Annotated in this window: 26 protein-coding genes and 1 tRNA gene; 18 read left to right on the top strand and 9 right to left on the bottom strand. The window is 69.5% G+C overall.

Annotation, left to right across the window (positions count from 1 at the left end):
- The first annotated feature begins 36 nt into the window (after window positions 1–36).
- Both ACFVWR_RS01020 and ACFVWR_RS01015 read left to right on the top strand, forming a co-directional pair.
- Window positions 37–777, top strand: a complete 741-nt coding sequence (locus ACFVWR_RS01020; protein WP_387207189.1) for a DUF2510 domain-containing protein — start codon at window positions 37–39, stop codon at window positions 775–777.
- A 75-nt stretch (window positions 778–852) separates the two neighbouring features.
- A tRNA-Ser gene (locus tag ACFVWR_RS01015) sits at window positions 853–943 on the top strand.
- Window positions 944–1,031: 88 nt separating this feature from the next.
- On the opposite strand, the gene ACFVWR_RS01010 is transcribed toward ACFVWR_RS01015, so the two are convergent.
- Window positions 1,032–2,087: a DMT family transporter gene (locus tag ACFVWR_RS01010; protein ID WP_387207188.1), complete on the bottom strand. Its 1,056-nt coding sequence runs from the start codon at window positions 2,085–2,087 to the stop codon at window positions 1,032–1,034.
- Window positions 2,084–2,899, bottom strand: coding sequence for an SDR family NAD(P)-dependent oxidoreductase (locus ACFVWR_RS01005; RefSeq protein ID WP_387207187.1), 816 nt, complete (start codon window positions 2,897–2,899; stop codon window positions 2,084–2,086). Before ACFVWR_RS01005 ends, ACFVWR_RS01010 begins: the two co-directional genes overlap by 4 nt.
- Before the next feature lie 142 nt (window positions 2,900–3,041).
- Here ACFVWR_RS01005 and ACFVWR_RS01000 point away from each other — a divergent pair, with 142 nt between their 5' ends.
- A complete protein-coding gene (locus tag ACFVWR_RS01000) occupies window positions 3,042–3,617 on the top strand; it encodes a TetR/AcrR family transcriptional regulator (RefSeq protein ID WP_387207438.1) in 576 nt (191 codons plus the stop codon).
- A gap of 63 nt (window positions 3,618–3,680) precedes the next feature.
- On the opposite strand, the gene ACFVWR_RS00995 is transcribed toward ACFVWR_RS01000, so the two are convergent.
- Window positions 3,681–6,029, bottom strand: a complete 2,349-nt coding sequence (locus ACFVWR_RS00995; RefSeq protein WP_387207186.1) for a helix-turn-helix domain-containing protein — start codon at window positions 6,027–6,029, stop codon at window positions 3,681–3,683.
- A 62-nt stretch (window positions 6,030–6,091) separates the two neighbouring features.
- On the opposite strand from ACFVWR_RS00995, the gene ACFVWR_RS00990 reads away from it, so the two are divergent.
- From ACFVWR_RS00990 to ACFVWR_RS00975, 4 genes are all read left to right on the top strand, one after another.
- Window positions 6,092–6,817 carry an alpha/beta fold hydrolase gene (locus ACFVWR_RS00990; RefSeq protein WP_387207184.1) on the top strand — a complete coding sequence of 242 codons (726 nt, stop codon included), beginning with the start codon at window positions 6,092–6,094 and terminating at the stop codon, window positions 6,815–6,817.
- 48 nt (window positions 6,818–6,865) lie between these two features.
- Window positions 6,866–7,813 carry a DUF5996 family protein gene (locus ACFVWR_RS00985; protein WP_387207183.1) on the top strand — a complete coding sequence of 316 codons (948 nt, stop codon included), beginning with the start codon at window positions 6,866–6,868 and terminating at the stop codon, window positions 7,811–7,813.
- Between the two features lie 61 nt (window positions 7,814–7,874).
- Window positions 7,875–8,894, top strand: coding sequence for an alpha/beta fold hydrolase (locus ACFVWR_RS00980; protein ID WP_387207182.1), 1,020 nt, complete (start codon window positions 7,875–7,877; stop codon window positions 8,892–8,894).
- Window positions 8,895–8,937: 43 nt separating this feature from the next.
- Window positions 8,938–9,609: a class I SAM-dependent methyltransferase gene (locus ACFVWR_RS00975; protein ID WP_387207181.1), complete on the top strand. Its 672-nt coding sequence runs from the start codon at window positions 8,938–8,940 to the stop codon at window positions 9,607–9,609.
- A gap of 27 nt (window positions 9,610–9,636) precedes the next feature.
- Here the strand turns inward: ACFVWR_RS00975 and ACFVWR_RS00970 are convergent, their stop codons facing one another.
- Together ACFVWR_RS00970 and ACFVWR_RS00965 are read right to left on the bottom strand one after the other, a co-directional pair.
- Window positions 9,637–10,464, bottom strand: a complete 828-nt coding sequence (locus ACFVWR_RS00970) for a ribokinase (RefSeq protein WP_387207180.1) — start codon at window positions 10,462–10,464, stop codon at window positions 9,637–9,639.
- 33 nt (window positions 10,465–10,497) lie between these two features.
- Complete coding sequence (locus ACFVWR_RS00965; protein WP_387207179.1) at window positions 10,498–11,286, bottom strand: GntR family transcriptional regulator; 789 nt, start codon at window positions 11,284–11,286, stop codon at window positions 10,498–10,500.
- Window positions 11,287–11,429: 143 nt separating this feature from the next.
- On the opposite strand from ACFVWR_RS00965, the gene ACFVWR_RS00960 reads away from it, so the two are divergent.
- The 9 genes from ACFVWR_RS00960 to ACFVWR_RS00920 all read left to right on the top strand — a co-directional run bounded on the left by ACFVWR_RS00960 (window position 11,430) and on the right by ACFVWR_RS00920 (window position 22,454).
- Window positions 11,430–12,851, top strand: a complete 1,422-nt coding sequence (locus tag ACFVWR_RS00960; protein ID WP_387207178.1) for an MFS transporter — start codon at window positions 11,430–11,432, stop codon at window positions 12,849–12,851.
- A gap of 83 nt (window positions 12,852–12,934) precedes the next feature.
- A complete protein-coding gene (locus tag ACFVWR_RS00955) occupies window positions 12,935–13,915 on the top strand; it encodes a nucleoside hydrolase (protein WP_387207177.1) in 981 nt (326 codons plus the stop codon).
- Window positions 13,916–14,124: 209 nt separating this feature from the next.
- Window positions 14,125–15,096, top strand: coding sequence for a 5-dehydro-2-deoxygluconokinase (iolC, locus tag ACFVWR_RS00950; RefSeq protein WP_387207176.1), 972 nt, complete (start codon window positions 14,125–14,127; stop codon window positions 15,094–15,096).
- Window positions 15,083–16,000 carry a class I fructose-bisphosphate aldolase gene (locus ACFVWR_RS00945; protein ID WP_387207175.1) on the top strand — a complete coding sequence of 306 codons (918 nt, stop codon included), beginning with the start codon at window positions 15,083–15,085 and terminating at the stop codon, window positions 15,998–16,000. The genes iolC and ACFVWR_RS00945 overlap by 14 nt, the downstream gene beginning before the upstream one ends.
- A gap of 22 nt (window positions 16,001–16,022) precedes the next feature.
- Entirely contained in the window at window positions 16,023–17,561 is a 1,539-nt protein-coding gene (locus ACFVWR_RS00940) for a CoA-acylating methylmalonate-semialdehyde dehydrogenase (protein ID WP_387207174.1), read from the top strand.
- 35 nt (window positions 17,562–17,596) lie between these two features.
- The gene (gene iolB / locus ACFVWR_RS00935; protein WP_387207173.1) at window positions 17,597–18,499 is read left to right on the top strand and encodes a 5-deoxy-glucuronate isomerase; all 903 of its coding nucleotides are present in this window, start codon (window positions 17,597–17,599) and stop codon (window positions 18,497–18,499) included.
- Window positions 18,496–20,406 (top strand): 3D-(3,5/4)-trihydroxycyclohexane-1,2-dione acylhydrolase (decyclizing), encoded by a 1,911-nt coding sequence (gene iolD / locus ACFVWR_RS00930; RefSeq protein WP_387207172.1) that lies wholly within the window; start codon window positions 18,496–18,498, stop codon window positions 20,404–20,406. Before iolB ends, iolD begins: the two co-directional genes overlap by 4 nt.
- Window positions 20,407–20,417: 11 nt before the next feature.
- On the top strand, window positions 20,418–21,338 hold the full coding sequence (locus ACFVWR_RS00925; protein WP_387207171.1) for a sugar phosphate isomerase/epimerase family protein: 921 nt from the start codon (window positions 20,418–20,420) through the stop codon (window positions 21,336–21,338).
- A gap of 93 nt (window positions 21,339–21,431) precedes the next feature.
- A complete protein-coding gene (locus ACFVWR_RS00920) occupies window positions 21,432–22,454 on the top strand; it encodes a Gfo/Idh/MocA family protein (protein WP_387207170.1) in 1,023 nt (340 codons plus the stop codon).
- A 421-nt stretch (window positions 22,455–22,875) separates the two neighbouring features.
- Here ACFVWR_RS00920 and ACFVWR_RS00915 read toward each other — a convergent pair whose 3' ends face one another.
- Window positions 22,876–23,640: a GntR family transcriptional regulator gene (locus ACFVWR_RS00915; protein ID WP_387207169.1), complete on the bottom strand. Its 765-nt coding sequence runs from the start codon at window positions 23,638–23,640 to the stop codon at window positions 22,876–22,878.
- 100 nt (window positions 23,641–23,740) lie between these two features.
- Between ACFVWR_RS00915 and ACFVWR_RS00910 the strand changes: the two genes are divergently transcribed.
- Window positions 23,741–24,106: a VOC family protein gene (locus ACFVWR_RS00910; protein ID WP_387207168.1), complete on the top strand. Its 366-nt coding sequence runs from the start codon at window positions 23,741–23,743 to the stop codon at window positions 24,104–24,106.
- 114 nt (window positions 24,107–24,220) lie between these two features.
- Here ACFVWR_RS00910 and ACFVWR_RS00905 read toward each other — a convergent pair whose 3' ends face one another.
- From ACFVWR_RS00905 to ACFVWR_RS00895, 3 genes are read right to left on the bottom strand one after another with little or no spacing between them, the layout of a single operon-like run.
- Window positions 24,221–24,874 (bottom strand): hypothetical protein, encoded by a 654-nt coding sequence (locus ACFVWR_RS00905; RefSeq protein WP_387207167.1) that lies wholly within the window; start codon window positions 24,872–24,874, stop codon window positions 24,221–24,223.
- A complete protein-coding gene (locus ACFVWR_RS00900) occupies window positions 24,867–25,295 on the bottom strand; it encodes a DUF6098 family protein (RefSeq protein WP_387207166.1) in 429 nt (142 codons plus the stop codon). The genes ACFVWR_RS00905 and ACFVWR_RS00900 overlap by 8 nt, the downstream gene beginning before the upstream one ends.
- Complete coding sequence (locus ACFVWR_RS00895) at window positions 25,276–25,788, bottom strand: hypothetical protein (RefSeq protein ID WP_387207165.1); 513 nt, start codon at window positions 25,786–25,788, stop codon at window positions 25,276–25,278. The genes ACFVWR_RS00900 and ACFVWR_RS00895 overlap by 20 nt, the downstream gene beginning before the upstream one ends.
- Before the next feature lie 111 nt (window positions 25,789–25,899).
- Here ACFVWR_RS00895 and ACFVWR_RS00890 point away from each other — a divergent pair, with 111 nt between their 5' ends.
- A complete protein-coding gene (locus tag ACFVWR_RS00890) occupies window positions 25,900–26,313 on the top strand; it encodes a PLDc N-terminal domain-containing protein (RefSeq protein WP_387207164.1) in 414 nt (137 codons plus the stop codon).
- Window positions 26,314–26,325 lie beyond the last annotated feature (12 nt).

Here is a 26,325-nt window from a genome sequence, read left to right as displayed (position 1 = left end):
ATCATGAGGCCGCAAGCGCGACCCGAGGAGGCTTCGATGACGAACACGAACGGACACACGCCCGCCGGGTGGTACGCCGATCCCAGCGGCTCGCAGCAGCTTCGCTGGTGGGACGGCATCCAGTGGACGGAGCACTACACGGCCGCGCAGGCCGCGCCCGCGCAGCCCACTCAGCCTGTGGCGCCCGCCGCGCAGTCGCCCGCCCCGCAGTACGGTCAGACGGCCCCCGCGGCTGCTCCCTACGGTCAGACCTATGCGCCCCAGCGGCCCCAGCTCGCGCCTGGCGCAGCCATCTACAACGTGTTCATCTGGCTCGTGGTCGCGTTGCCCTTCATCCCTGTGCTGCTCCTCCCGTTCTGGAACCCGCTGAACGGCTTCGCGATCGTGCAAGGCCCCGACGGGGAGGTGCGCGGAATCACCGACCCGGGTTCGTTCGTGAGCCCGATCTATTTCGTGATCCTCGCGGTCTCGCTCATCGCCGACGCCCTCGTGATCGTGTTCGCGTATCTCGACTACCGCGACCTGGAGCGCAAGGGCGTCGTCAGGCCGTTCCACTGGGCCTGGTCGTTCTTCGTCTTCCTCAACCCGGGCTTCCTCGTCTACGTCATCGGCCGCTCAGTAATCGTGCGTCGTGTCGCTCCTGGCCGCGGGCTCGCGCCCATCTGGGTCTCGATCGGCCTCTACGTGTTGTCGTTCATCATCGCCATCTTCTGGGTCGCAGCGCTCTTCAACAACCTGGCCCACATGCTGCCCCGCGACTCCGGCTTCGGAGCCTGACATCGCGGGAGCCTGTCGTCGTTGACCTCGGGCGTCCGTTATGATTGCTGTCGTGCGTTCGCTCGCGAGCGCTCAGGAGACGTCGCATAGTTCGGCCTAGTGCACCACCCTGCTAAGGTGGAGTGCCCTTTACAGGGCACCGTGGGTTCAAATCCCACCGTCTCCGCACTGCGAGTTCCGGATCAAGTGCCGCATGCGCGCCACCGTCGAAATAGAGCCAATGCCGATGATATGGGGCTGATGCCCTAGCGTTCCTAGGGCGTCTTGATGAAGTCTTTCGAGCCGGGACGACGCTTGCCTGCGCGAGTGGCGGGGGCTTCATCGTCCAGGGACTGCGTCTCCGCCGGAGTGGGCACGCCACGGTGCGCGACGAAGCGCGACGGCGGCCGGAAAGCGGTCCGACATGAAAGTGCCCTAGTGAACCGGCCGATCGTGTGTCGGGCACGGCGTGGCTTCGGCCGGTGCAGGCCGATGACGACGCCAGTCGCGACGAGCACGGCGCCCGCGAGGTCGGCGGGGCCGACGCGGCCGAGGCCGAGCACGACGGTCGTGACCAGTGCGCCGATCGGCACCAGGCCGGCGAACAAGCCTGCGCGGTCGGCCCCGAGCTTGCGGAGAGCGTCGTACCAGAGGAAGAAGGCGACAGCGGTCACGACGACGCTCAGGTAGCCGAAGGCCATCGCTTCGGCCGGGGTGGGAAGCCGCAGCGACCCCGTTCCGTCCACAACGAGTCCCGCTATCAGCAGCAGGGGAACTGACAGGGCGGCGGGATACGCGGCGACCCTCAGCGGGCCGAGTCTGGGCAGGAGGGGAACGGCGAGCAGCGAGAATGCGACCTCGCCGGCGAGAGCCCCCAGGGACAGCAGGAGGCCCTGGGCGCTTCCTGAGCCGAGGCCGGCGGCGACGGCAGTGCCGACGGCGACCACAGCGGCGGCGACGACGATGCGAGGGGCGGGTCGCCGGCGCTCGATCAGAGGTCCGACGAGTGCCAAGACGACCGGAACCGCGCCGATTACCGTGCCGACCATAGCGGGGCCCGCGTGCTGGGTGGCCGCGACAAGGAAGAGATTGAATCCGGCGAGGCCCGTGGCAGCCAGTGCGAAGAGAAGAAGGACGTCCCGCCCGCTGAGGTGCACGCGTGGCAGCCGTTGGTGACGCACGACGGCGAGCAGGATGAGAGCGGCGATCGCGTACCGCAGAGCCTGTCCGATGAAGACCGGGTAGTCGGCGATGGTGGCGGAGACCGCCGTGGAGGTGCCGACGAGCAGCATCGCGGAGGCTGCCCCGACCGCAGCGCTCGGCGCCCTCACGCGACGCTCTCCCGTGCCGCGGGCTCGGACATCGGCGCCAGTACTTTGCGGGTGACGCGCTCAGCGAGCGCGGCGACGAGAGTGCGTGGGCGGCGCGGCATGAAGTGTGCCGCGAAGGAGTTGGCGAGGCCCGGCGCCACGTATCCGCGGTCGCGGTCCAGGGCGAGCAGCGCGGCGCGCACGACTGGCTCCGGTGTCGTCATCGAGCCGACCACGGCAGCCCGGCGCGTGCCGATCGTGTCGAAGAACCCGGTCTCGACCGGACCGGGGCACAGGGTGAGCACCCGGATCCCGCGACCGCGATACTCCTCGCGCAGCGCGAGCCCGAAACTCAGCACGAATGCTTTGGCCGCGCCGTAGACGGCGAAGTACGGGGAGGGCTGGAATGCGGCGTTGGATGCGACATTGACGACCGCGCCGCCGCCGCGTTCGAGCATGCCCGGCAGCAGGCTGTGCGTGAGGTCGACCAGCGCGACCACATTCACCATCACCTGCTCGTGGTCGCGGTCGCCCGCGATCGTCTCGAAGTGGCCGCAGGTGCCGAACCCTGCATTGTTGACCAGAAGGTCCACGCGCAGGCCTCGGGACGCGAGCTGGCCGGCGACGAGCCGTGCGGCATCCGGATGCGCCAGATCCTGCACGAGAACGTGCGCCTCGACGCCGTGCTCGGCCGCGATGGCTTCGGCGAGGGCAGTGAGCCGGTCGCGCGAGCGCGCCACCAGCACCACGTCGTGGCCCCGGGCGGCCAGTTGCACGGCGAACTCGGCGCCGAGGCCGGAGGACGCCCCGGATATCAAAGCTGTGGAACGCATGAGGACTCCCATCGTGGAAACGGAACTAATTGTGTCACGACAGTATCGTTAAATCAGTTAATTGCAACACCAACGTCGCAATTAGCCGTTGGATCGCGCCACTCGTGTAGCGTATGAAAGGTGAGGCTGAACTGGAGGCGTGATGGTTGAGGCACAGGCGCGCCCCTTGCGAGCGGACGCGGAGCGCAGCGTACGCGTCATTCTCGAAGCGGCCGAACGCGTGCTCGCTGCTGATCCGTCGGCGTCGATCGAGCAGATCGCCGTCGCGGCGGGGGTCGCACGAACGACCATCCATCGGCGGTTCGCCAGTCGGCAGGCACTGATCGAGGCCCTGACCTTGTCTGCGGCTCAGCAGCTCGCGCTCGCGGTCGAGGACGGCCGGCCGGCGACGACGCCGCCGCTCGTCGCGATGTACCGGATCACTGCGAACGTGCTGCAGGTCAAGGGCGCCTGGACGTTCGCATTGGAGCAGTCGACCGAGCCGAACGGCGAAGCCGCCGTGCTACAGCAGAGCGTCGACCGCCGATGCGTGGCCGTGCTCGAGCGGGCCCAGGCGGAGGGTCTGATCGATGCAGGGGCCGACCTCGACTGGGTTCGGCGAGTCTATTACGCACTCATCGGTGAGTCCCTGCGCGACTACACGGGCGACGCCGATCCAGACCTTCTGGCCGGGCGCATCATCGACACTCTGCTTCGCGGCGCCGGCCCCCGCGGATAGCTGGGCGCGCTTGCCGGCCGGGGCTGACTGGAGCCGGCGTTCGGCGATTGTCGCCGGTCTGCCTCAGCCCGCCACCGCCGCGATGAACGCCCTCGTCCGTTCGATGTTGTCGCTCGCTCGCGGGATCGATTCCTCTTCGGCGAGCATTTCTGCCTCCGTCAGGTAGCTCTCGGCGGCGCTGGTCTCGTGGAGCAGCGCCGACGAGCGCGCGAGCACGAGCAGACTGACGAAGCGGCCCCAGGCGAACCCGATGTCGCGTGCGGTGGTCATGCTGGAGTGAGCGAAACGGGCCGCATCGGCGGGCCTGTCGGCGGCCAGGTACTCCTCCGCGAGCATCCGTTCGGCCGAGCTCTTCGTGAAGAGGTCGATCGTCGGCTGGGTGTCGGTCGCCGTCGACTCGATCTGTTCGAGGAGCCTGTGGTGCGCCTCGATCGCGAGTTCGGTGCTGCCGAGGTGATGGTAGGCGTGGGCGAGGAGGGATGCGGACTGCAGGATCCCCTCGCGGTCCGCGGCGAGCTCGAAGAAGTGGAGCGCTCGCTGCGCGTCGTCGATCGCGGCCTCGAGGCGGCCCAGCTTGTCTCGGGCCCAGGCGAGGTAGAAGCGGGCCCAGCCTCGCAAGGAGTCGTCGTCGGCCCGTTCGGCTGCGTCGCGCGCCCGGAGCGCATCCGTTTCGGCCGCCGCGTAGTCCCCGAGCTCGGTGATGTCCGCCCAGGCCACGTAGCCGAAGTGGGTGGATTCCGCGGTGCTGTCGCCGAGCGCGACGGCGGATGCCGCGGATGCGGCGAAGAGGTCGTGCCAGTGTCCCCAGCCACTCCAGAGGTCGGAGAACCAGTGAAGGGAATCCGCGACCGTCAGCACTCGGGCGTGCTCTCCGAGCGTGTGGGACTGGAGGTAGGCGGGAAACCAGCTGTCCGCCTCCGACTGCAGCCAGGTGCGCGCCGAGTCGGCGTCGAGAAAGTCGAGGCCTTCGGCGTCAGTAGGCGCGTCGGCTCCGTCTGCGGGCTCGAACCAGCGGCCTGCTTTGCTCGCCGTCGCGGTGAGCCAGTGGCGCAGGTTCGCCCGGCGATCGCGAACGAGGTCGGCGGGGGTCTCGGCCCGTTGCCGCTGCAGGGCGAACAGCCTCGCAAGGTCGTGCAGGCGATATCGCGTGCTGCCGCGCGCCTCGAGAAGCCCGAGGTCGGTCAGGTCGTCGAGCAGCTCTTCCGTGTCGAGGAGATCGCCCGGGATGATCGCCGCAGCGATGCGGGCGTCGAACGTCGTTCCCTCGATCAGAGGAAGAACCCGGTAGAGCTCTTGCAGCTCAGGCCGCAGATTGACGTATGACGAGGTGAAGGCGGCGCCGACCCCGAGGTCGCCGGCGGTCAGGCTGCGCAGCCGACGCTCCTCCACTTGCATCCGGGCGATGAAGTCGGCGGCGGTCCAGGTCGGCTGGCTGGCGATGCGGTTGCCGGCGATGCGGATCGCGAGCGGAATGTCGGCGCAGAGGCGTGCCAGTTCGGCGAGCTCGGCGTCGGTGCGCTGGGCGGCGGGGATGATGCGCCCGAGCAACTGTGCGCTCTCCTCCTCCGCGAGCGGTTCGAGTGTCACGCGGAAAGCCGCCTCCAGGCCGGCGAGACTCCTCCGCGAGGTCACGACGACTGCGCAACCGGTGCCGGCCGCCAGCACCGGCCTGATCTGCTCTTCGTCGGCGGCGTTGTCGAGCAGCACGAGGAGCCGCCCACCGGAGGTCGCACTCCGCCAGGCCGTTGCGGCCGAATCGAGGGTGCGCGGGATGCCGAGCGAGGCATCCTGCACCTGGCGGAGCAGAGCCTGAAGCACCTGCAACGGCGTCAGTGGAAGGCTGGCCAGGCCGGCGACATCGACGAAGAGCGTGGGCGCGTCGCCGTCGCCGAGCCGTCGGAGCGCCTCGACGGCTGTCGTGGTCTTGCCGATTCCGGGGGAGCCGCAGACGATGACGAGTTTCGACGTCGCCGCATCCTGCTGCTCGCCAAAGAAGTCGACGATCGCCTGAACCTCGCACTCGCGGCCGGTGAAATCGGGCAGCCGCGCGGGTGCGATGGAGACCGCCCGGTCAGGCCCGAGCGTGGGACCCTGCCGGGTCTTCCCCGCACGATAGAGGCTCCTCGCTTCCTCGGGTGTGAGGTCGAGCGCGTCGGCGAGCGCTTGCAGAGTGCGATGCTGCGGGCTGAGGCTCGCCCCGCGCTCGATGTTGCTGATCGTGCGGTCACTGATCGCCGAGCGTGCCGCGAGCATTTCGATGGTGAGGGATGCGTCGATGCGGTGCGCGCGGAGCAGTTCGGCCAGTGAGCGCGCGGCGCTCATCGCGACGCCCCGGCCGGCATCCCGCCCCCGAAATGACGCGAAGGACCCGATCTTGCGTGCGTCTTTCGTGGTGACACGCGGAACCTCCACGATGCACTTGTCGTGGGATGCCGGTTCGGCTCCCCTTCGACTCCGACGAAAGAGGCACTACCGTGACCACTCCGACCATCGTCCTCGTGCACGGCGCGTTCGCCGATGCTGCCAGCTGGGCCCCTGTGACGAAGACCCTGCTCGATCAGGGACACAAGGTTCTCGTGCCCCCGGTGTTCAACCGGAGCCTGTCGGGCGACTCCGCCTACATCAAGTCGTTCGTCGAGCAAATCGATGGTCCCGTTCTTCTCGCTGGTCATTCTTACGGAGGAGCGGTGATCACCGTTGCCGGCGTCGCCGATAACGTTGTCGGCCTAGTTTATGTCTCCGGCTACGCGCTCGACGAAGGCGAAAGCCTCGGACAGCTGCAGGGCGGCTTCCCCGACTCGGAGCTCGCCGCCAACCTGGTGTACTCGACCTACCCGGTCGAGGGCGGGGAGCCGGGAACAGACGTCTCGGTCAAGATCGAGGCGTTCCCCGAGGTGTTCGCCGCGGGTGTGGACCCCGAGGCCGCCGCGGTTCTCGCCGTGTCCCAGCGCCCGCTGTCCGCGGTCGCGTTCGGTGAGCCCGCCTCGGCCGTCGCGTGGAAGACGAAGCCGTCGTGGGGGATCGTCTCCAGCTCCGACCACACCATCAACCCGGATGTGGAGCGGTTCGGATACGAGCGCGCCGGAGTGCGCAAGGTCGTCGAGATCGACGCGCCGCACTTGGTGATGCAGACCCACCCGGCCGACGTCGCCCGCGTCATCACCGACGCGATCGCCGAACTCGACACGCCCTCCGCATGACGACCGAGGTGGTCCCGAAGCCGAAACCGATCGGGTAGCTTCGGACTCGTGACGAGTGAGAGCGAGGACGGATACGGGGCCTGGCCCGGCCTCTTGGTGGCGTCATGGGAGCCGACGCGCGACACCCTGCACATGTGGACGCAGATCGTCGGCAAGATCAAGATGGCACTGACCCCGCCGGTCAATCATTGGTGGCACGTGACCCTGCGCGTGAGCGCGCGAGGCCTCACCACCGGAGCGATGCCTACGGATGCAGGGATGCTCGACATCGAGTTCGACTTCGTCGACCACGCCCTCGTGTTGCGGACGAGCGCCGGTGCGCGCGAAGCGTTCCCGCTGCAAGGGCTCTCCGTCGCGCGGTTCTACGCCGAGACGTTCGACGCACTGCGGCGACTCGGGGTCGAGGTCACCATCCACCCGCGCCCGAACGAGGTCGAGGTGGCGATTCCGTTCGTCGACGACACCGCGCATTGTGTCTACGAACCCGGCCCGGCGCACGCGTTCTGGCAGCAGCTCATCCGGGCCCAGCAGGTGCTCCAGCTCTTCCGATCGGAATTCCGCGGAAAGGTCAGCCCGGTGCACTTCTTCTGGGGTGCGATGGATCTCGCGGTCACGAGGTTCTCCGGACGCCCGGCGCCCGCGCATCCGGGTGGCGTGCCCAACTGCCCCGACAGGGTGATGCTCGAAGGGTATTCGCACGAGATCAGCAGCGCGGGCTTCTGGCCGGGCGGGGGAGCCGAAGGCGCGTTCTACTCGTATGCGTATCCGGCCCCCGATGGATATGAGAAGGCGGAGGTTCCCGACGGCGCCTTCTTCAGCGAGCGCTACGGCGAGTTCCTTCTGCCGTACGAGACTGTGCGCACCTCGGCCGAACCGGTGCGCACCGTGCTGGAATTCCTGCGAGCGACGCACCGGGCCGCGGCCGGCCTCGGGCAGTGGCCGTCGCCGGAGAGCGCGGACGACTCGGCTGACCCGCTCCTCCGCGAGCGTCCCTGATGTCGAGGGCGCCGGCGACGAGCGCTGCCAATCCACCGACCAGCGGGAGCAGAATGGCGGCATGCAGCAGCGCATCGGGCGGGTGACGACGAGCGGCGGCACGAGTGTGGCGGTCGCGTCGGTCGGAGCCGGCCGGCCGGTCGTGTACGTCTCCGGCTGGCTGAGTCACCTGCAGCTCAGTTGGGAGCTGCAGGAGGAGCGGGCGTTCTACGAGAGCCTGGCGCACGGATGCCGGCTGGTTCGCTACGACCGGGCGGGATGCGGTCTGTCGGCGCCGCTGGACCGGCCGCCGTCGCTGTCGTTCGAAACAGAGCAACTGGATGCGGTCGTCGCGACGCTCGGACAGGAGCCGTTCGACCTGGTGGGCACGTCGATGGGGGCGCTCGTCGCGGTCGCTTGGGCGGCGGCGCATCCGGGGGCCGTGCGGAGGCTGGTGCTCTACGGCGGCTGGGTGCGCGGCTCCGACATCTCGACGCCCGCCGCGAGGGAGCACGTGCTCGGGCTCGTGGAGTCGCACTGGGGGCTCGGGTCGGATGTGCTGACCGACATCTTCGCGCCCGACGCCGGCGCCGCGGCGCGAGCCGAATTCAGCCGGTACCAGCGGTCGAGTTCGACGGCCGCCACCGCCCGGGCACTGCTCGCCTTGAGCTACGAGCTCGACATCGGCGCTCTGCTGGGTCAGGTGGATGTTCCGACTCTGGTGGTGCACCGGGCCGACGATCGCGCCGCGCCGTTGGAGCAGGCCGTCGCGCTCGCCGCGGGCATATCTGGTGCGCAGCTCGCGGTGCTGCCCGGTCGGTCGCACCTGCCGTACGCCGGTGATGCGCGTGAGCTCGTGACGACCATCCGCCGTTTTCTCGGATTGCGCATCCAGCGAGCCGGGGCCGGAACGCTGACGGCGCGCCAGCGCGAAGTCGCCGCGCTGGTCGCCGAGGGCCGCACCAACCGCGAGATCGCCGAGCGGTTGAGCATCGACGAACGGTCGGCCGAGGGGCACGTGGAGCGCATCCGGCTGAAGCTCGGCTTCCGGTCCCGTGCTCAGGTCGCCGCGTGGTTCGCCGCCCAGCACGAAGTGGGGTAGTTCTACGCCTGACCGGCCGACCGCTGTCTTGCACGCTGGTGAGATGAACAGCGACACGAGCACGAGCATCCCGTCGGCCGTCACCCATTTCGAACTGCACGGCGGCCGGGGGCCGTTCAACGCGGGGTTCTTCCGGCTGATGGGACCGTATCTGGAGGCGAGCCTGCGCAAGCACAAGCGGCGGGTGTTCGCCGGGCTACCCCGAGAGGTCGTGGAGATCGGGTCGGGCGTGGGCGCGAACCTCCGCTATCTGCCGGCCGGGAGCACCCTCGTCGCCGTCGAACCGAACCGATACATGCACGCCCGGCTCGAAGCGGCGGCGCGCCGTGACGGGGTGCGGCTCGATCTGCGCGAGCGGATGGCCGAGCAGACCGGGCTGCCCGACAACAGCGTCGACGCGGTGATCTCGTCGCTCGTTCTGTGCTCCGTGCAGGACCCGGCGGTGGTGCTCTCCGAGATCCGGCGCATCCTCAGACCGGGCGGCACGTTCCGTTTCGTGGAGCACGTCGTGGCCGAAAGCGGCACTCCGACCCGGGCGGCGCAGCGGATGTTCCGGCGTCCGTGGGCCTGGACGTTCGAGGGATGCTCGTGCGAGCGAGACCTTGAGCGGTACGTGCGCGCCGCCGGCTTCGGAAGCGTCATCATCGACCACTACCGGGTGCACACGCCGTTCCTGCCGTTCAACACCCACATCGCCGGCATCGCCCGGGTCTAGGCGCTCGCCGGCTCTCGTGCGCGGCCGTCAGGGCACGTACGAAGCCAGCGGCTGCAACGCGGGCTGCGATGACGGATCGGCGACGGCTGCCGCGCCGACGGCGCACGCGGTGCGCAGCGCGGCTTCGGGGCTGAGGCCCTCGCGCAGTGCGAGCGTGAGGGCGGCGCAGAACGCATCCCCTGCACCCACCGTGTTGACCGGGGTCGTCTTGACCGCAGGGGCGGAGGCGATGGGCTTGCCGTGGTCGAGCAGCGCGGCGCCCTTCGAGCCGTACGTGACGGCGACGAGCGGCGCGTTCTCGAGCTCGGGCATCAGGGCGTATTCGGTCTCATTGACGATGAACAGGTCGACCCGGTCGAGCACTTCCTGGGGCAGCGTCTGCGCGGGGGCGGCGTTCACGGCCAGGTAGCCGGCCGTGCGCGCTGCCAGCTCCGTCACCAGCGCAAGGGAGATCTCGAGCTGCGCGAGCACCGTCTCGTCGTCGGCGAAGTCGACATGGTCGATGCTCACGAGGGCGTTCGCTCCCTCGCAGACCGCGATCTGGTTCTCGCCGTCGCGGTCGACCACGATGAGTGCCGTGCCGGTGGCTTCGGCCACCGAGGCGAGGTGTGTGGTGTCGACGCCGGCGTCGGCGAGGGCGGAGCGCATCCACCGGCCGTCATCGTCGTCGCCCACCGCGCCCACCATGCGCACCTCGGCGCCGAGACGCGAGGCCGCTGCGGCCTGGTTCGCTCCCTTGCCTCCGGCGTCGCGGCGGAGCCTGCCGCCGCCGATCGTCTCGCCGGGCTGGGGGAGGCGTTCGGTGATGGCGGTGAGGTCGACGTTGACGCTGCCGACGACGGTGAGTTTCTGCACGATTCTGGACTCTCTGGTGTTCGAGGGATGCGGTCAGGCTTGCGAGGCTTGCACGATGGAGAGGTGCCCGACGCGGGAGGAGACGATGCACTTGGCGAGGTAGACGGGCGTTCCGTCGAACTCGGCGGTCTGGGTGAGGATGAGCACGGGGTCGTTCGCTCCGAGGTTCAGAAGCTTGCCGCGGGAGGCGCCCGCGACGTTGACGGCGATCTGGCACACGCCGGAGCCGAAGACCGGGCCGACGCGCTCGATGAGACCGGCGAGCAAAGTGGCGGGAGCCTCAGCTGCGGCCTGCAGATTGTCGGCGATGGCCGGGCTGACGTCACTCAGGTAGCGGCCGGCAGGGAAATGCTCTTGCACGATGGCGATCGGCTCCCCGTCTTGCTCGATCACGGACTCGCGGAACCAGGTGTTCGCGGCGAGATCGAGGGCGAGCTTGTTGGAGATGAAGTCGGTGGTGGGCTGCATCGCGAACTCGATCGACCGCACCGTGACGGGGCGGTCCCCTTCGGAGAGCGCGTGCTCGAACGGTCGCAGTTCTTCAAGGCCGACGCGCGGGATGCTCGTGGCGACGAAGCGGCCGATGCCTCTGCGGGTGACGATCAGCCCGTCTTCTTCGAGGAGCATGAGCGCCTCACGCACCACGGTGCGGCTCACGCCGAGGGACGCGCCGAGCTCGGTCTCGCGGGGGAGGGCGGAGCCGAGAGGGAACACGTTGCCGCGGATGCCCTCCGCGATGCGGGAGTAGACGGCGACGCGCAGCGGCTGGCCGACGGTGGTGGTGAGGTCGCGTTCCAGAAACTGGTCAACGGACACGGTCATCGCAGGCTCCTTCGCTTGTCAGCTCATCCAATTCAATCACGAATCTTGCGCTGGGTATGCATGTCATACTAACGAGGTATAACATCGTACCCGCCGCCTCCGAAGCGGCCATGCATCTGACAATCAGACAAAGGAGTCGCCCCGTGAGTTCCCCCATGCTCGACAGCGCCGAGACGGCAGCTGCGCACCCATCGGCCCCGCCACTGCGCGGAGGAAAGGCCGTGGCGCTCGTCGCAACGCTCATCCTCGGTGTGCTGTCGGTCCAGTTGAACGCCAGCATGATCACCCCCGCGCTACCCGACATCGCCCGCGACCTGCACGAAGACGTCAGCGCGGTCTCGCAGGTGTCGTCGCTGTTCTTCCTCGCCGGCGCGATCGGCGGTGTCGTCCTGTCTCGCTGGAGCGATTTCATCGGCCGCAAGCGGGCCCTCGTCATCGTGCTGGTGGTGCTGGCCGCCGGCACGCTGCTCTGCATGTTCGCGCCGAGCCTGCCCATCCTGCTCATCGGCCGTGCGCTCCAAGGCGCGTCGAGCGCCGCGTTCCAGCTGTCTTACGTGATCTTGAGCGAGCGGATGAGCGCCAAGGTCTTCGGTACGACCCTCGGAATCATCACGGCCGTCAACGGCGGGATCGGCGGCGTCGACGGCTACTTCGGCGGTCTGCTCGCCGACACGTTCGGATTCCGGTCGATCTTCGTCGTGATCTTCCTGGTCGGGCTCGTCGCGCTCGCCTGCGTGCTGCTCGTGGTGCCGAAGGCGTCGACACCCGTGTCGGCTGGGCGGATGGACTGGTGGGGTGCGGCCGTGCTCTCGATCGCGCTGATCTGCGTCACGTTCTTCGTGTCGCAGGGCTCATCGGCCGGCTGGACAGCGCCCATCACCCTGCTCTACCTCGCCGGCACCGTCGTCTCGCTGGTCGGCTTTTGGTTCGTCGAGAAGAGCCGCACCACGCCACTGATCGCCGTCGAGCACCTGCGCTCGCGTCAGGTGTGGCCGGTGATCGCCACGACCATCCTCACCCTCTCCGGCGTCTTCGCCGTGATCAACTTCACCGTGGTGCTGCTCAGCCAGGACTCGAAGGTCGGGTTCGGACTCGACGCGGCGACCTCGGCACTGCTGTTCCTGGCGCCGCCGGCACTGATCGGTGTGTTCGCCGCTCCGCTCTCGGGGTGGCTCGCGGGCAAGCAGGGCTGGATCAGGATGCTGCGGGTCGGCATGGTGCTCTGCATCGCCGCTCTCGTCGTCATCAGCCTGCTGCCGCACAACCAGGGGGTCGTCTTCGCGATGATCGCGCTGCTCGGCTTCACGTACAACGGCCTGGTGCTCACCACGCTCAACGGCCTGGGCGTTCTGCTTTCGCCGAGCGACGCGCCGGCGGCGCTTCCCGGTCTCAACGGCGCCGGATTCGGCATCGGCGCGAGCCTCGGAATCGGTATCGTTGCTCCGTTCGCCGCCCAGGGAACGATCGCCGGCTACGGCATCGCACTCTGGATCTCACTCGGAATCACCGTGCTCGCGCTCGTGGCCAGCATGTTCATCGCCCCACGCCAGGGCCAGACGCTCTAGCCCCGGCCTCCCGCCCCCGCCCGGCCCTCCGGCCTTCGGGCCGCGGCCCGACCATCACCACGCAGAAACACGGAGCACTCAGCATGACCACCACCGACACCTCCCGCCGCCCGGTCTATTTCGACTGCGACACCGGCATCGACGACTCGCTCGCGCTCGCCTACCTGCTCGCCTCGCCGGAGGTCGACATCGTCGGCATCGGGACGGTGAGCGGCAACGTGAGTGCTGCGCAAGCGGCCGAGAACACCTTGCGCATCCTCGCGCTGGCCGGGCGCCGGGACATCCCCGTCGCCGTGGGTGCGCACGACGCCATCGCCCGGGCGTTCGGCGGGGGCGCCCCGCACGTGCACGGAGCGAACGGCATCGGCGACGTCGAGCTGCCGGAGCACGGCCTCGCGGCGATCGGCGAAGACGCGGCCCAGCTGCTCGTGCGGCTCTCCTACGAGTACGAGCGCCGGCTCGAGGTGATCACGGTCGGGCCCACCACCAACATCGCGCTGGCCCTCCGGCTCGACCCGACGCTGCCGGCGCGCGTGGTGTCGGTGACGGCGATGGGAGGGGCCGCTTTCGCCTCGGGCAATGTGACGCCGGTGGCCGAGGCGAACATCTGGAACGACCCGGAGGCGGCCGCGGAACTGTTCGCGGCAGCCTGGCCGGTCGTGCTCGTGCCCCTCGACGTCACGGTCGAGAACACGCTCGAGGAGTCGCATCGGCAGCAGTTGCTCGATTCGGCCGATCCGCTCGCTCGCGCGGTGGGCGAGATGCTCGACTTCTACTTCGACTTCTACGTCGACCTCTACGGGCGCCGCAGCAGCGCGCTGCACGACCCGCTGGCGGCGGCGATCGCGGTGGGCGGTGTGCGCGCCACGAACGCGCCGCGCGTCCACGTCGAAGTGGATACGACCCACGGCCCCGGTCGCGGCCAGACCATCTGCGATCTGCGCGGGCAGCGACTCGGCCCGGTCGACCAGCCCGGCGCCCACGTGCGTGTCGTGCTCGGCACCGACCGCCCGCTCGACGCGCACCTGGTGGAGCGGCTCACCGCCTCGCGGGCTCTCGCCTGACCTCGGCGGCGCCGCCGAGCAGGCCGCCGCCGCGTAAGCGTTCACGCAGAACCATCGAGGGGTCCCGACACGCCGTCTCGCGTATCTCCGAGACGGCGTGTTGGGACCCTTCGATGGAAAGTGGCCGAGAACACCCCTTGTAAGTTTGATAGAACATGACGGTAGAATCGGATGCGAACCGACGATCGCGCGACGAAGGAGCCACACGAATGACGGAGGCAGCGACGTCGCCTTTCGACCTCATCACCATCGGTCGCATCGGTGTGGACTTGTACCCGCTGCAAGACGGCGTCGGCCTCGAAGACGTGCAGACGTTCGGCAAGTACTTGGGCGGGAGCGCCACGAACGTGGCGATCGCCGCGGCACGGCACGGCCTGCGCTCGGCGGTCATCACGGCCACCGGTGATGACCCGTTCGGCCGGTACGCACACCGCGAGCTGCGGCGTCTCGGTGTCGACGACCGGTTCGTCGGCACCGTCGGCAGCCTCAAGACTCCGGTGACGTTCTGCGAGATCTTCCCGCCCGACGACTTTCCGCTCTACTTCTACCGCGACCCGTTGGCCCCCGATCTCGCGCTGACGGGCGGCGAGCTCGACCTCGACGCGATCACCCGGGCGACGATCTACTGGTCGACGGTCACCGGGCTCTCCCGCGAGCCCAGCCGGGCCGCCCACCACGTCGCCTGGGAGGCGCGGGGCCGGGCTCCCCTGACCATCCTGGATCTCGACTACCGCCCGATGTTCTGGGCGTCTCCCGAGACGGCGACGGCCGAGGTCGACCGAGCGCTCGATCGTGTGACGGTGGCGGTCGGCAACCGCGAGGAGTGCGAGATCGCCGTCGGCGAGACCGATCCTCAGCGCGCGGCGGACGCCCTGCTGGAACGCGGCGTCGAGCTCGCGATCGTGAAGCAAGGCCCGCGCGGCGTGCTCGCGAAGACGCGGGAGGAGAGCGTGGAGGTCGCACCGTATCCGGTCGAGGTCGTCAACGGCCTCGGCGCCGGAGACGGGTTCGGCGGAGCGCTCTGCTACGGACTGCTGCAGGACTGGTCGCTGGAGCGCATCATCCGGTTCGCCAACATCGCGGGCGCCATCGTCGCCACTCGTCGCGAATGCTCGACGGCGATGCCCACCACAGCGGAGGTCGACGCCATCATGGAGGAGCTCGAGGATGTCCACAGCTGACGTCGCGCGGTCGCAGCCGCTTCTGGGCGCCGGCGCGTTCGACCGGTTGCGCCGACTGCGGCACAGCGAGCCCGCGGCCATCGGCGCCGCGCTCGCCGCCCGGCGGCGGCGCCCCCTGGTGCGCGACGACGGCCGGCTGTTCATCGTCGCGGCCGACCATCCTGCCCGCGGAGCCCTCGGCGTCCGCGCCGATCAGACCGCGATGGCCGACCGCTACGAGCTGCTGCAGCGGCTCGCGCTCGCCCTCTCGAGGCCGGGCGTCGACGGCGTGCTCGGCACCCCCGACATCATCGAAGACCTCGCGCTGCTCGGCGCCCTCGACGACAAGGTCGTCGTCGGCTCGATGAACCGCGGCGGTCTGCGCGGCTCCGTCTTCGAGATGGACGACCGGTACACGGGCTACGACGTCGACTCCCTGGTGAGCGACGGCATCGACGCCGCCAAGCTGCTGCTCCGCGTCAACCTCGAAGACCCCGCCACAGTGCGAACGCTCGAGAAGACGGCCGAGGCCGTCACCGCAGCCGCGAAGGCCGGGCTTCCGATCATCCTCGAACCGTTCCTCACGCGGTGGAGCGACGGCCGTGCCGTGAACGATCTGACCCGGGATGCGGTGATCACCTCGGTCGCCATCGCCGCCGGCCTGGGCGCCTCCTCCGCATACACCTGGCTGAAACTGCCGGTGGTCGAGGAGATGGAACGGGTGATGGCCGCCACGACGTTGCCGACGCTCCTCCTCGGCGGCGACACCGACGCCGCGCCCGACGCCACCTACGCGTCGTGGGAGGCAGCCCTCGCGTTGCCGGGCGTGCACGGGCTCGTCGTGGGGCGCACACTGCTCTACCCGCAGGACGATGATGTGAGCAAGGCGGTCGACATCGCCTCGGCCCTCGTCCACCACCGCTGATCGATCCACCGAAGGAAGCGTCATGACCACCACCACGTCGAGCACCGATGGCACCACCACCGGATCCGAGCTGCCGGTCGTTCCGCACTGGATCGGCGGCGCCGCGTATCCCTCGACCAGCGGCCGCACGGCGCCGGTCTACGATCCGGCCCTCGGGGTGGAGACGAAACGGGTCGCGCTGGCCGACCGGGCGGAGCTCGACGCCGCCGTCGCCTCGGCCAAAGCGGCCTTCCCGGCCTGGGCGGACTTCTCGCTGGCCAGGCGACAGGCGGTGCTGTTCGCCTTTCGCGAGCTGTTGAACGCGCGCAAGGGGGAGCTGGCCGAGATCATCACGAGCGAGCACGGCAAGGTGCTGTCCGATGCGCTCGGCGAGATCAGCCGCGGTCAGGAGGTCGTCGAGTTCGCGACAGGGCTGGCGCACCATCTGAAGGGCGAATACTCCGAGCAGGTCTCGACGGGCGTCGACGTGTACTCGACCCGTCAGCCCCTCGGCGTCGTCGCGATCATCTCGCCGTTCAACTTTCCGGCGATGGTTCCCGCCTGGTTCTTCCCGATCGCCATCGCTGCCGGAAACTCGGTGATCCTGAAGCCCTCGGAGAAAGACCCGTCGGCGGCGATCTGGCTGGCCGAGCTGTGGAAGGAGGCCGGCCTTCCCGACGGCGTCTTCACCGTGCTGAACGGTGACAAGGAGGCGGTGGACGGCCTGCTGACGCATGCGGATGTCGCGGCGATCAGCTTCGTCGGCTCCACCCCGATCGCGAAATACGTCTACGAGACAGGCACGGCTCACGGCAAGCGCGTGCAGGCGCTGGGAGGCGCCAAGAACCACATGCTGGTGCTCCCGGATGCCGACCTCGACCTCACCGCGGACAGCGCGATCAACGCCGGCTTCGGTTCGGCGGGCGAGCGCTGCATGGCCATCTCGGTGATCGTGGCCGTCGAGCCGGTGGCCGACGACCTGATCGCGAAGCTCGGCGAGCGCATCGCCGACCTTCGCATCGGTGACGGCCGCCGCGGCTGCGACATGGGTCCGCTCGTCACCCAGCAGCACCGCGACAAGGTGGCCTCCTACATCGACATCGCGGTCGAAGACGGCGCGACGCTCGTCGTCGACGGCCGCGACGTGAACCCCGACGGCGATCCGAACGGTTTCTGGCTCGGTCCGACGCTGCTCGACCGGGTGCCGACGTCGAGCCGTGCGTACACCGACGAGATCTTCGGCCCGGTGCTCGCGGTCGTGCGGGTGGCGACCTACGAGGAGGGCGTCGACCTCATCAACTCGGGCGCCTTCGGCAACGGAACGGCGATCTTCACCAACGACGGCGGCGCCGCCCGCCGGTTCCAGCGCGAAATCCAGGTCGGCATGATCGGCATCAACGTTCCCATCCCGGTGCCTGTGGCGACGTTCTCGTTCGGCGGCTGGAAGCAGTCGCTGTTCGGCGACACCAAGGCCCACGGGGCGGACGGCGTGAAGTTCTTCACCCAGCAGAAGGCGATCACGAGCCGCTGGCTCGACCCGTCGCACGGCGGCATCAACCTCGGTTTCCCCGAGAACGACTGACCACGAACCACGAGCACACGAGGACGAGAACGAGCATGGCCGAGCGCAACGAATGGTTCTTCCCGCGCGGGTCGCTGCGGCGCGACGGCTGGGAGTCGGTGGTCGACGCATCCGTCGACGGCTGGCAGCACACGGGCATCCGGGTCGCCGAGCTGACGGGGGAGACGCTGTCTCTCGCGGCCGGCGACGTCGAGCGCGTCGTGGTGCCGCTCTCCAGTGGTTTCGTGGTCGAGCACGAGGGTCGGCAGACCATTCTCGAAGGGCGCAGCAGTGTCTTCGACGGCCCCACCGACACGCTGTTCGTCGGCGCGGGTCAGGGGCTCTCGGTGCGCGGCTACGGCCGGGTCGCGGTGGCAGAAGCGGTCACGGGTGAGGCGAGGCCGAGTCGCTACCTGGCGAAGCGAGAGGTGCCGGTCGAGCTGCGCGGCGCCGGTCGCGACACGCGTCAGGTGCACAACTTCGGCACACCGGATGCGCTCGACGCAGCCGCCATCATCGTGTGCGAGGTGATCACGCCCGGCGGAAACTGGTCGTCGCATCCCGCGCACAAGCACGACGAGTCCGTTGCCGGCCACGAGGCCCAGCTCGAAGAGATCTACTACTTCGAGGCGGCCCCGGTGCGGGGTGCGGATGCGCCGCCCGAGGCCGACGCGTTCGGCACGTTCGCGACGTACTCGTCGCGGGCGGGCGAGATCGACACGAACGCTCTGGTGCGCTCGGGCGACATCGCGCTCGTTCCGTTCGGCTACCACGGGCCGGCGTCCGCCGCTCCCGAGTACGACCTCTACTACCTCAACGTGATGGCCGGCCCCGGCGACGAGCGGGTCTGGCTCGTCAGCGACGACCCGCGCCAGGCGTGGCTGCGCGACCGATGGTCGCAACAGACGGCCGACCCGCGCCTGCCCTACCGCAGCGGATCCGAAGGAGCCACCAGATGACGTCTCGCAGACTGACCGTGAGCCAGGCGCTCGTCGAGTTCCTGGCCAACCAGTGGACCGTCGACGGATCGCACCGCGAACGCACCATCCCCGGCATCCTGGGCATCTTCGGTCACGGCAACGTCGCCGGGCTTGGCCAGGCGCTCCGCCAGTACAACGTGTCGCAGCCCGAGCTGATGCCCTACTACCAGGCCCGCAACGAGCAGGCGATGGTGCATCAGGCGGTCGGCTTCGCGCGGATGCACCGCCGGCGCGCGACCTTCGCGGCCACCGCATCCGTCGGGCCGGGCGCCGCCAACATGCTCACCGGCGCCGCCCTGGCAACGGCCAACCGGCTTCCCGCGCTGTTGCTGCCCTCCGACACGTTCGCGACCCGGGTCGCCGACCCCGTGCTGCAGCAGCTGGAGCACCCGCACGACCCGGGCATGCAGGTGACGGATGCGTTCCGCCCGGTCTCGCGGTTCTTCGACCGCGTGCAGCGCCCCGAGCAGCTCTTCTCCATCGCCCTGGCCGCGATGCGGGTGCTCACCGACCCCGCCGAGACGGGCGCTGTGACGATCGCGCTGCCGGAGGACGTGCAGGCCGAGGCGCTGGATGTTCCCGAGGAGTTCCTGCAGCCGCGCGAGTGGCGCATCCGTCGGCCGCGGCCGGAGCGGTGGGCGCTGGAGGCCGCGATCGCTGCGATCCGCGGCGCCGAGCGGCCTGTGATCATCGCCGGCGGTGGAGTGCTCTACTCGGGCGCCGAAGACAGCCTGCGCGCGTTCGTGGAGCAGACCGGCATCCCGGTGGGCACGAGCCAGGCCGGCGGAGGTGTGCTCGACTGGGACCACCCGCAGAACCTCGGCGGTGTCGGGGCCACCGGAACCACGGCGGCCAACCGCATCGCGGGCGAGGCGGACCTCGTGATCGGCATCGGCACCCGCTACAGCGACTTCACCACCGCCAGCCGCACAGTGTTCCAGAACCCCGGTGCGACGTTCGTGAACGTCAACGTCGCATCGTTCGACGCCTACAAGCACGGCACGCAACTGCCGGTGATCGCGGATGCGCGGGAGACCATCGACGACCTGCGCGCGGCGCTCGCCGACCATCGGGTGACGCGCCCCTTCGCCGACGCCATCGCTGCCGAGAAGGCGGCCTGGGATGCGGTGGTCGACGCCGCCCTCCGTCCGACCGGCGCCGAACTGGCGGGCCAGCCGGAGATCATCGGCGCCGTTCAGGCCGCCAGTGCACCGAGGGATGTCGTCGTGCAGGCCGCCGGTTCGCTTCCGGGCGACCTGCACAAGCTGTGGCGCGTGCGCGACCCGCTGGGCTATCACGTGGAGTACGCGTTCTCCACGATGGGCTACGAGATCGCGGGCGGCCTCGGCGTCAAGCGCGGGCTGGAGGCTCTCGGCGACGATCGCGACGTGATCGTCATGGTCGGAGACGGCTCTTATCTCATGCTGCACTCGGAGCTCGCGACCGCGGTCGCGGAGGGCATCAAGATCATCGTGGTGCTCATCCAGAACCAGGGCTACGCCTCGATCGGTCACCTGTCCGAGACCGTCGGCTCGCAGCGTTTCGGTACCCGCTACCGCTATCGCGACGCCGAGCGGAACGACGTCGAGCGCGGCGGGTTCTTGCCGGTCGACCTGGCGGCGAACGCCCGAAGCTACGGTGTCGAGGTGGTCGAGATCGCTCCCGGCACGGATGCGATGGCCCGACTCGGCGAGGCCGTCGCAGCGGCCAAGGAGAGCGCCACGTCGACGCTCATCCACGTCGAATCCGATCCTTTCCGCTACGGCCCCGACGGCGGCGGGTGGTGGGACGTGCCGGTGGCCCAGGTCTCCGAGCTGGGCACCACCCAGCAGGCATTCTCCGAGTACACCGAACAGCGCAAGCAGCAACGGCCCCTTCTGGGCTGAGGAAGACGACGATGACAGACACCGAGCACACCGGCGGCCTCCGCATCGGCACCGCCCCCGACTCGTGGGGCGTCTGGTTCGCCGACGACCCGCGACAGACGCCGTGGCACCGCTTTCTCGACGAGGCGCAGGCGGCCGGCTACCACTGGATCGAGCTGGGGCCGTACGGCTACCTGCCGACGGATCCGCATCGGCTCGAACACGAGCTCGGCAGCCGAGACCTGGAGCTCAGCGCGGGAACCGTCTTCACCGGCTTCCACAAGGGACCCGACCAGTGGGAGCGAGCGTGGGATCAGGCGGTGAAGGTCGCGGGGCTCGCGCACGCGGTCGGCGCGCGGCACCTCGTCGTCATCCCCGACCTCTGGCGCTCGGATGCGACGGGCGAAGCGCTCGAACCCCGCACGCTCACGACCGAGCAGTGGGATGCGCTCGCCGCCGGCCACGACCGGCTCGGCAAGGCGCTGCTCGAGGAGTACGGGATCGAGCAGCAGTTCCACTCGCACGCGGACTCGCACGTCGGCACGCGCGGCGAAGTGGAGAGGCTGCTCGAGCTGACCGATCCGCAGTACCTCAACCTCTGTCTCGACACCGGGCACTTCGCCTACTACGGCGGCGACAACGTCGCGATGATCGAGCGGCACCCCGACCGCATCGGCTACCTGCACCTCAAGCAGATCGACCCCGAGCTGCGGTTCGAGGTGCTCAAGAACGACGTCGCGTTCGGCGACGCCGCGTCGGCGGTGATGGTCGAGCCGCCCGCCGGCATCCCGGAGTACGCGCCGATCATCGAGGCTGTCGCGGCCATCGATCCTGACATCTTCGCGATCGTGGAACAGGACATGCCCGGCGTCGACATCGACCTTCCCCTCGGCATCGCCACCCGCACCCGCGAGCACATCTTCGGCTGCTCTCCGCTCACCCGCATCCGCTGAGCGGGCAGCGCGCATCCGCCCGGCCTCCCGGCCGCCCGGCCGCCTGCCGCTCCGCCGCCCATCGACCAGAACACAGAAACGAGCCACTTCCAGATGAGCACAGCAACCGACCTCCGCGTCGGCGTCGTCGGCGCCGGCATCATGGGCGCCGACCACATCGACAGGCTGAGCCGAACGATCAGCGGCGCGGCCGTCTCGGCGATCGTCGAACCCGACGCCGCGCGCGCTGCCGCCGCCGCGCAGACCGCTCCGGGCGCCGCCGTGTTCGGCCGGATCGAGGATGCGATCGCCGCGGGCGTGCTCGACGCCGTGCTCGTGGCGACGCCGGGCCGGTTCCACGAGCCGGTGCTGGCGCCGGCCCTGGAGGCCGGGCTGCCCATCCTGTGCGAGAAGCCGCTCACCCCCGACAGTGCGTCGTCGCTCCGCGTCGTCGAGCTGGAGCGGAAGCTCGGCCGTCCGCACATCCAGCTCGGCTTCATGCGGCGGTTCGACGACGAGTACAGGGCGTTGCGTGAGCTGGTGGTTTCGAAGGAGGCGGGCGACCTGCTCATGCTGCGCGGTGTGCACCGCAATCCGAGCGTTCCCGACACGTACACCGAGTCGATGCTGATCACCGACTCGGTGGTGCACGAGCTCGACGTGATGCCCTGGCTCGCAGGCTCGCCCATCCGCAGCATCGAGGTCAAGCATCCGCGCCGCAACGCCCTGTCTCCCGAGCGGCTGCGCGAGCCGATCCTCGTGCTGATCGAGCTGGAGAACGGCGTTCTCGTCGACGTGGAGATGAACGTCGGCGCACAGTTCGGCTATCAGGTCACCGCCGAAGCCGTGTTCCAGACGGGGATCGCCCGCATCGGCCAGCCGGCGGGGCTGCAGCGGTGGGCGGATGGCGCCTTCCGGATAGCCGAGCACGTCACCTACACGACGCGCTTCGCCCGCGCCTACGACACCCAGGTTCAGGCGTGGGTGGATGCGGTGCGCGACGGCTCGCTCGTCGCGGGCCCGACCGCGTGGGACGGCTACCTCGCCGCGCTCGCCTGCGAGGCCGGCGTGCGGGCTCTGACCGAGAGCGGCCCGGTGGCGGTGCCCTCCGCCGCGCGCCCCGACTTCTACGCCTGACGCAGCCCCCGCGCGCGAGGGCCAGCGCCCGGACCGCTTGCGCGCGACCGCCCGCGCGCGGACCGCTTGCGCGACCGCCCGCGCGCGAGTGTGGCCGGTGCGGTCGAATGTGCCAGGTGTTCCGGACACACTCGACCGGAACGGCCACAGTGGGCGATCGCGCAGCTGGGGGACGCGCGGACCAGACCGGTTCCGTTCGCGGTGCGGCCCGGCTTCTAGGCCCGGCCCGGCATGGAGCGAGACCGCCAGCGCGCCAACGCTTGCGCGCGAGTCCCCTGCCCGCGAGTGTGGCCCCTGCACGCGAGTGTGGCCGGTGCGGTCGAGTGTGGCAGGTGCGCCGGACACACTCGACCGGAACGGCCACAGTGGGTGGCCGGGGCGCGGACGCCCGCGGCGCGGCGTGCGCGGGCGTGCGCGACCGCTAGCGGTCGACGAGCGTGATCTCGAAGGCGTAGAGATCGGGCCGGTAGCAGTGCTCGCCGTACTCGACGGCACTTCCGGTCGTGTCGAAGGCGGTGCGCGACATCGTGAGCAGCGCCGCCGCCGGCTCGAGTTCGAGCAGGTCGCTGTCGCGGGCGGTCGCGCTTCTCGCGCCGATGCGCTGGGTCGCGATGCGAATGGTCACTCCACGTTCCCGCAACAGCTGGTAGAGGCCGCGCTCCTCCAGGTCTGCGGCCGTGATGTCGGTGAACGCCGACGGCAGAGTGTTCTCCAGCACGGCCAGCGGAACACCGTCGGCCGAGCGCACCCGCACCAGGTGCAGCACCGGCTCGCCCGCCTCGATCGACAGGTGCGAGGCGTCGTCGGGGCCGGCCGGGCGCACCTCGTGCGAGATCACGCGCGTCTGGGGCGTCTGGCCCGAGCGCGAGAGATCTTCGAAGAGACTCGTCAGCTCGACGTTGCGGGTGACCTTGCCGTGCACGACCTGCGTGCCGATGCCGCGCCGACGCACGAGCAGACCTTTGTCGACCAGCTCTTGGATGGCACGACGGATGGTCGGCCGCGAGAGCCCCAAGCGCTGGCCGAGCGAGATCTCGTTCTCGAGGCGGGCGCCGGGCGGCAGAACGTCGGTCTGGATGGCCTTCTCCAGCCGGGTGGCCACCTGGAAGTAGAGGGGAACCGGGCTGCCCTTGTCGAGGTCGGCGAACAGGTCGCGAGGGAGCGGGTGCTCCGACTGCAATTGCATCGCGTCTCCTCGGCTGACCGACTTTGTAAGAACAAGCTTACACGCGCCGGGTTGCCGACACCGTCTAGCGCCTCGACCGCCGCCGGAATATCGTGGCCGCATGATCGGAAGACTTGAATCCCTCGTCATCGACTGCCCCGACCCGCGTGCCCTCGCGCGCTTCTACTCGAAGCTCCTCGGGCTGGAGATCGTCGGATACGACGACGACTGGGCGGAGATCGTCGCGGCCGACGGCTCGCGGCCCATCATCGCGTTCCAGAAGGTGGAGTCGTACAACCCGCCGCAGTGGCCGAGCCAGACCGTTCCCCAGCAGATGCACCTCGATGTCCGGGTGGACGACTTCGAGGTCGCCGAGGCGGCCGTGCTCGAGATCGGCGCGACGAAGACGGGCTCCGAAACGCCGACGTTCCGCGTCTACCGCGACCCCGCCGGGCATCCCTTCTGCCTGATCATGCCCTCCGACTGACCCCGCGCCCCCATCCCCGCGCCCGCAATACCGCTGAGGGGCGAGTCGTTGCGGGCTGAGAGGGCGCGCAGGGCGCAACAACTCGCCCCTCGCGGCGCGCGGCAAAGCGCGCGGCTACGCGCGCGGCTCGTAGACGGGCTGCTCGCCGGCGTCGGGGCTCTTGCGCCACGGGTCGAGGTCTTGAGCGGCGGTGCGGGTGTGGCCGGCCACGCCGTGCGCGGCGGTGTGCGGTTCTTTGACGGGGCACAGCTTTCCGCAGTGCTGGCAGATGTAGCCGGCGCGCTCCGTGGCCTCGCCGCGCAGCATGTACGAGACGGGTCCGTCGGAGTAGGCGTCGGGGGCATCCGCACGCTCGAAGGTGACGAAGAGGGGATGCTCGAGCGACGGCAGCGGAACGGCGATCCGGTCGAACGGATGCCCGTGCTCGTCGACCGGCACCCAGAGCTCCGAACCGTCGACGCCGAACAGCGACCCGCTGCGGTCGACCTCGGCCCGGCGATAGCGGTCGGGGACCACGTGCACGACCCGTCCGCCGTCGCGCACGGTGTCACGCGGAACCGCGCGGTAGGTCTCCGGCGTTCCGAAGGCGATCGCGCCCGTGCGCAACCGCACGAATCCTTCTTCGGTGTCGTCGCCGAGCACGACGAACGAGGGTGCGTCCGGTGCGGCGATGAGAACGGCTGTGCCGCTCGCGGGCGTGTCGGAGACGAGAAGCAGAACGGCGGTGGCGGTCAGTTCGGGCGTGGTCTCGTTCGTCGTCTCAGGCATGGGCTCCGGCCAGCAGTCCGGCGTACTCGGGGTCGAGACCGAACCGCTCTCGGTAGACGCCGGCGGCCTCATCGAGCAGGCACTCCGCCAGGCGCGTGACCAGTTCGATGTCTGTGACGAGAGGCTCGCCGCTCGGCCCGCGGCCGACGACTCGTCCGCGCAGGATCCACGGGAACACGCCCTCTCTGAGATCACCGAGCCGGTCCACCGGGAGCACCTGGCGAGCGAGCCAGTCGCGCACCGGGCGGTTCCACCACGGTTCGGGGTCGAGCGGGCGCGCACTGAGGCCGGGCAGCTCGAGGCCGCTCTCGGCATCCAGCGCCCCGAATTCGAGGTCGGCGGCCAGTCCGCGCGAGTAACGGACGAAGAGGCCCGGCGCTTCCGCCAAGACGTCTTCGAGTTCAGCGAGTCGATAGAGCATCGGGTACTCCTCGGGTCGGGGTGCCGACGGGTTCGGCCGCGCCGGCGATGCGGTAGGTGCACTCTGTGCGGTTGGCCGACGAGAGCACGAAGTCGTGCCACGAGTTCAGATCGAGCGAGGGGATGGGCACCCGCACGCGCGCGGGCGGGCGGGCGTCGAGAAGCGGCACGAACGCGATCGTGTCCGGTGCGCCGAACAGCGAGGCGCTGCGGGCGAATCGCGCCTGAGCGTACCTGTCGAACGTGACCGTCTCGCCGGGCTCGCAGTCGGCCGCCTCGGCGCGTGTCAACTGGCGATACGGCTCGGTGAGTCCGTGAACGTTGGGTCCACGCCGCAGACGCACGAAGGTCGCCCGCCGATCGAGAACATCGAGCAGCACCGACGACGGGATGACCTGGCGTTCGAGGAGCACGGCGACCGGCGCATCCGCCTGATCCGGCATCAGCAGGAGAACGGTGGATGCCGTCAGGATCGGTGTATCGAGGTCGCCCATACCGTCAACGCTAAAACGCTCCTCTTTCACCGCAAGGGCTTGACTTCCCCGGCAGACGGAGCCCGCCCGGCACATCTGTTCCCCGGTGCGACTCATCGCTAGAATCCGCTCATGGTCCTTCTCCCGCTGTTGAGCCTGCTGCTGTTCCTGGCAGCGCTGATAGACATCATCCTGCGCGATTCGAGCCAGGTGAAGCACCTGCCCAAGTTCGGGTGGATCATCATCGTGATCCTGCTGCCGCTGATCGGCAGCGTGCTCTGGTTCGCGCTCGGCCGGGAGTACGCGTCGACCGGCGCCGGGCCGTTCACCGCGGCGAAGCGGCCTCCGGCCCACGCAGTGGATTCCTTTGCCCGGCCTGCGTCCGACCCGCTCGGCGTTCCCGTGCGGGAGCCGTCGCGGGGGGAGCTCAGCACCGAGGCGCAGCTCGCGGAGCTCGAGCGCGAGATCGAGTTCTACGAGCGAAAGGCCAAGGTCGAGAAACTGCAGGCCGAGATCGAGCAGAAGAAACGCAAAGCGCTGGAGTGACCGACTCGCCGC

It is taken from the genome of Leifsonia sp. NPDC058292, from assembly GCF_042880955.1.
In the GTDB taxonomy this organism is placed as follows: Bacteria; Actinomycetota; Actinomycetes; order Actinomycetales; family Microbacteriaceae; genus Leifsonia.
The sequence above is the reverse complement of the archived record's forward strand: the minus strand, read 5'-3'. Positions and strand labels throughout refer to the sequence as shown.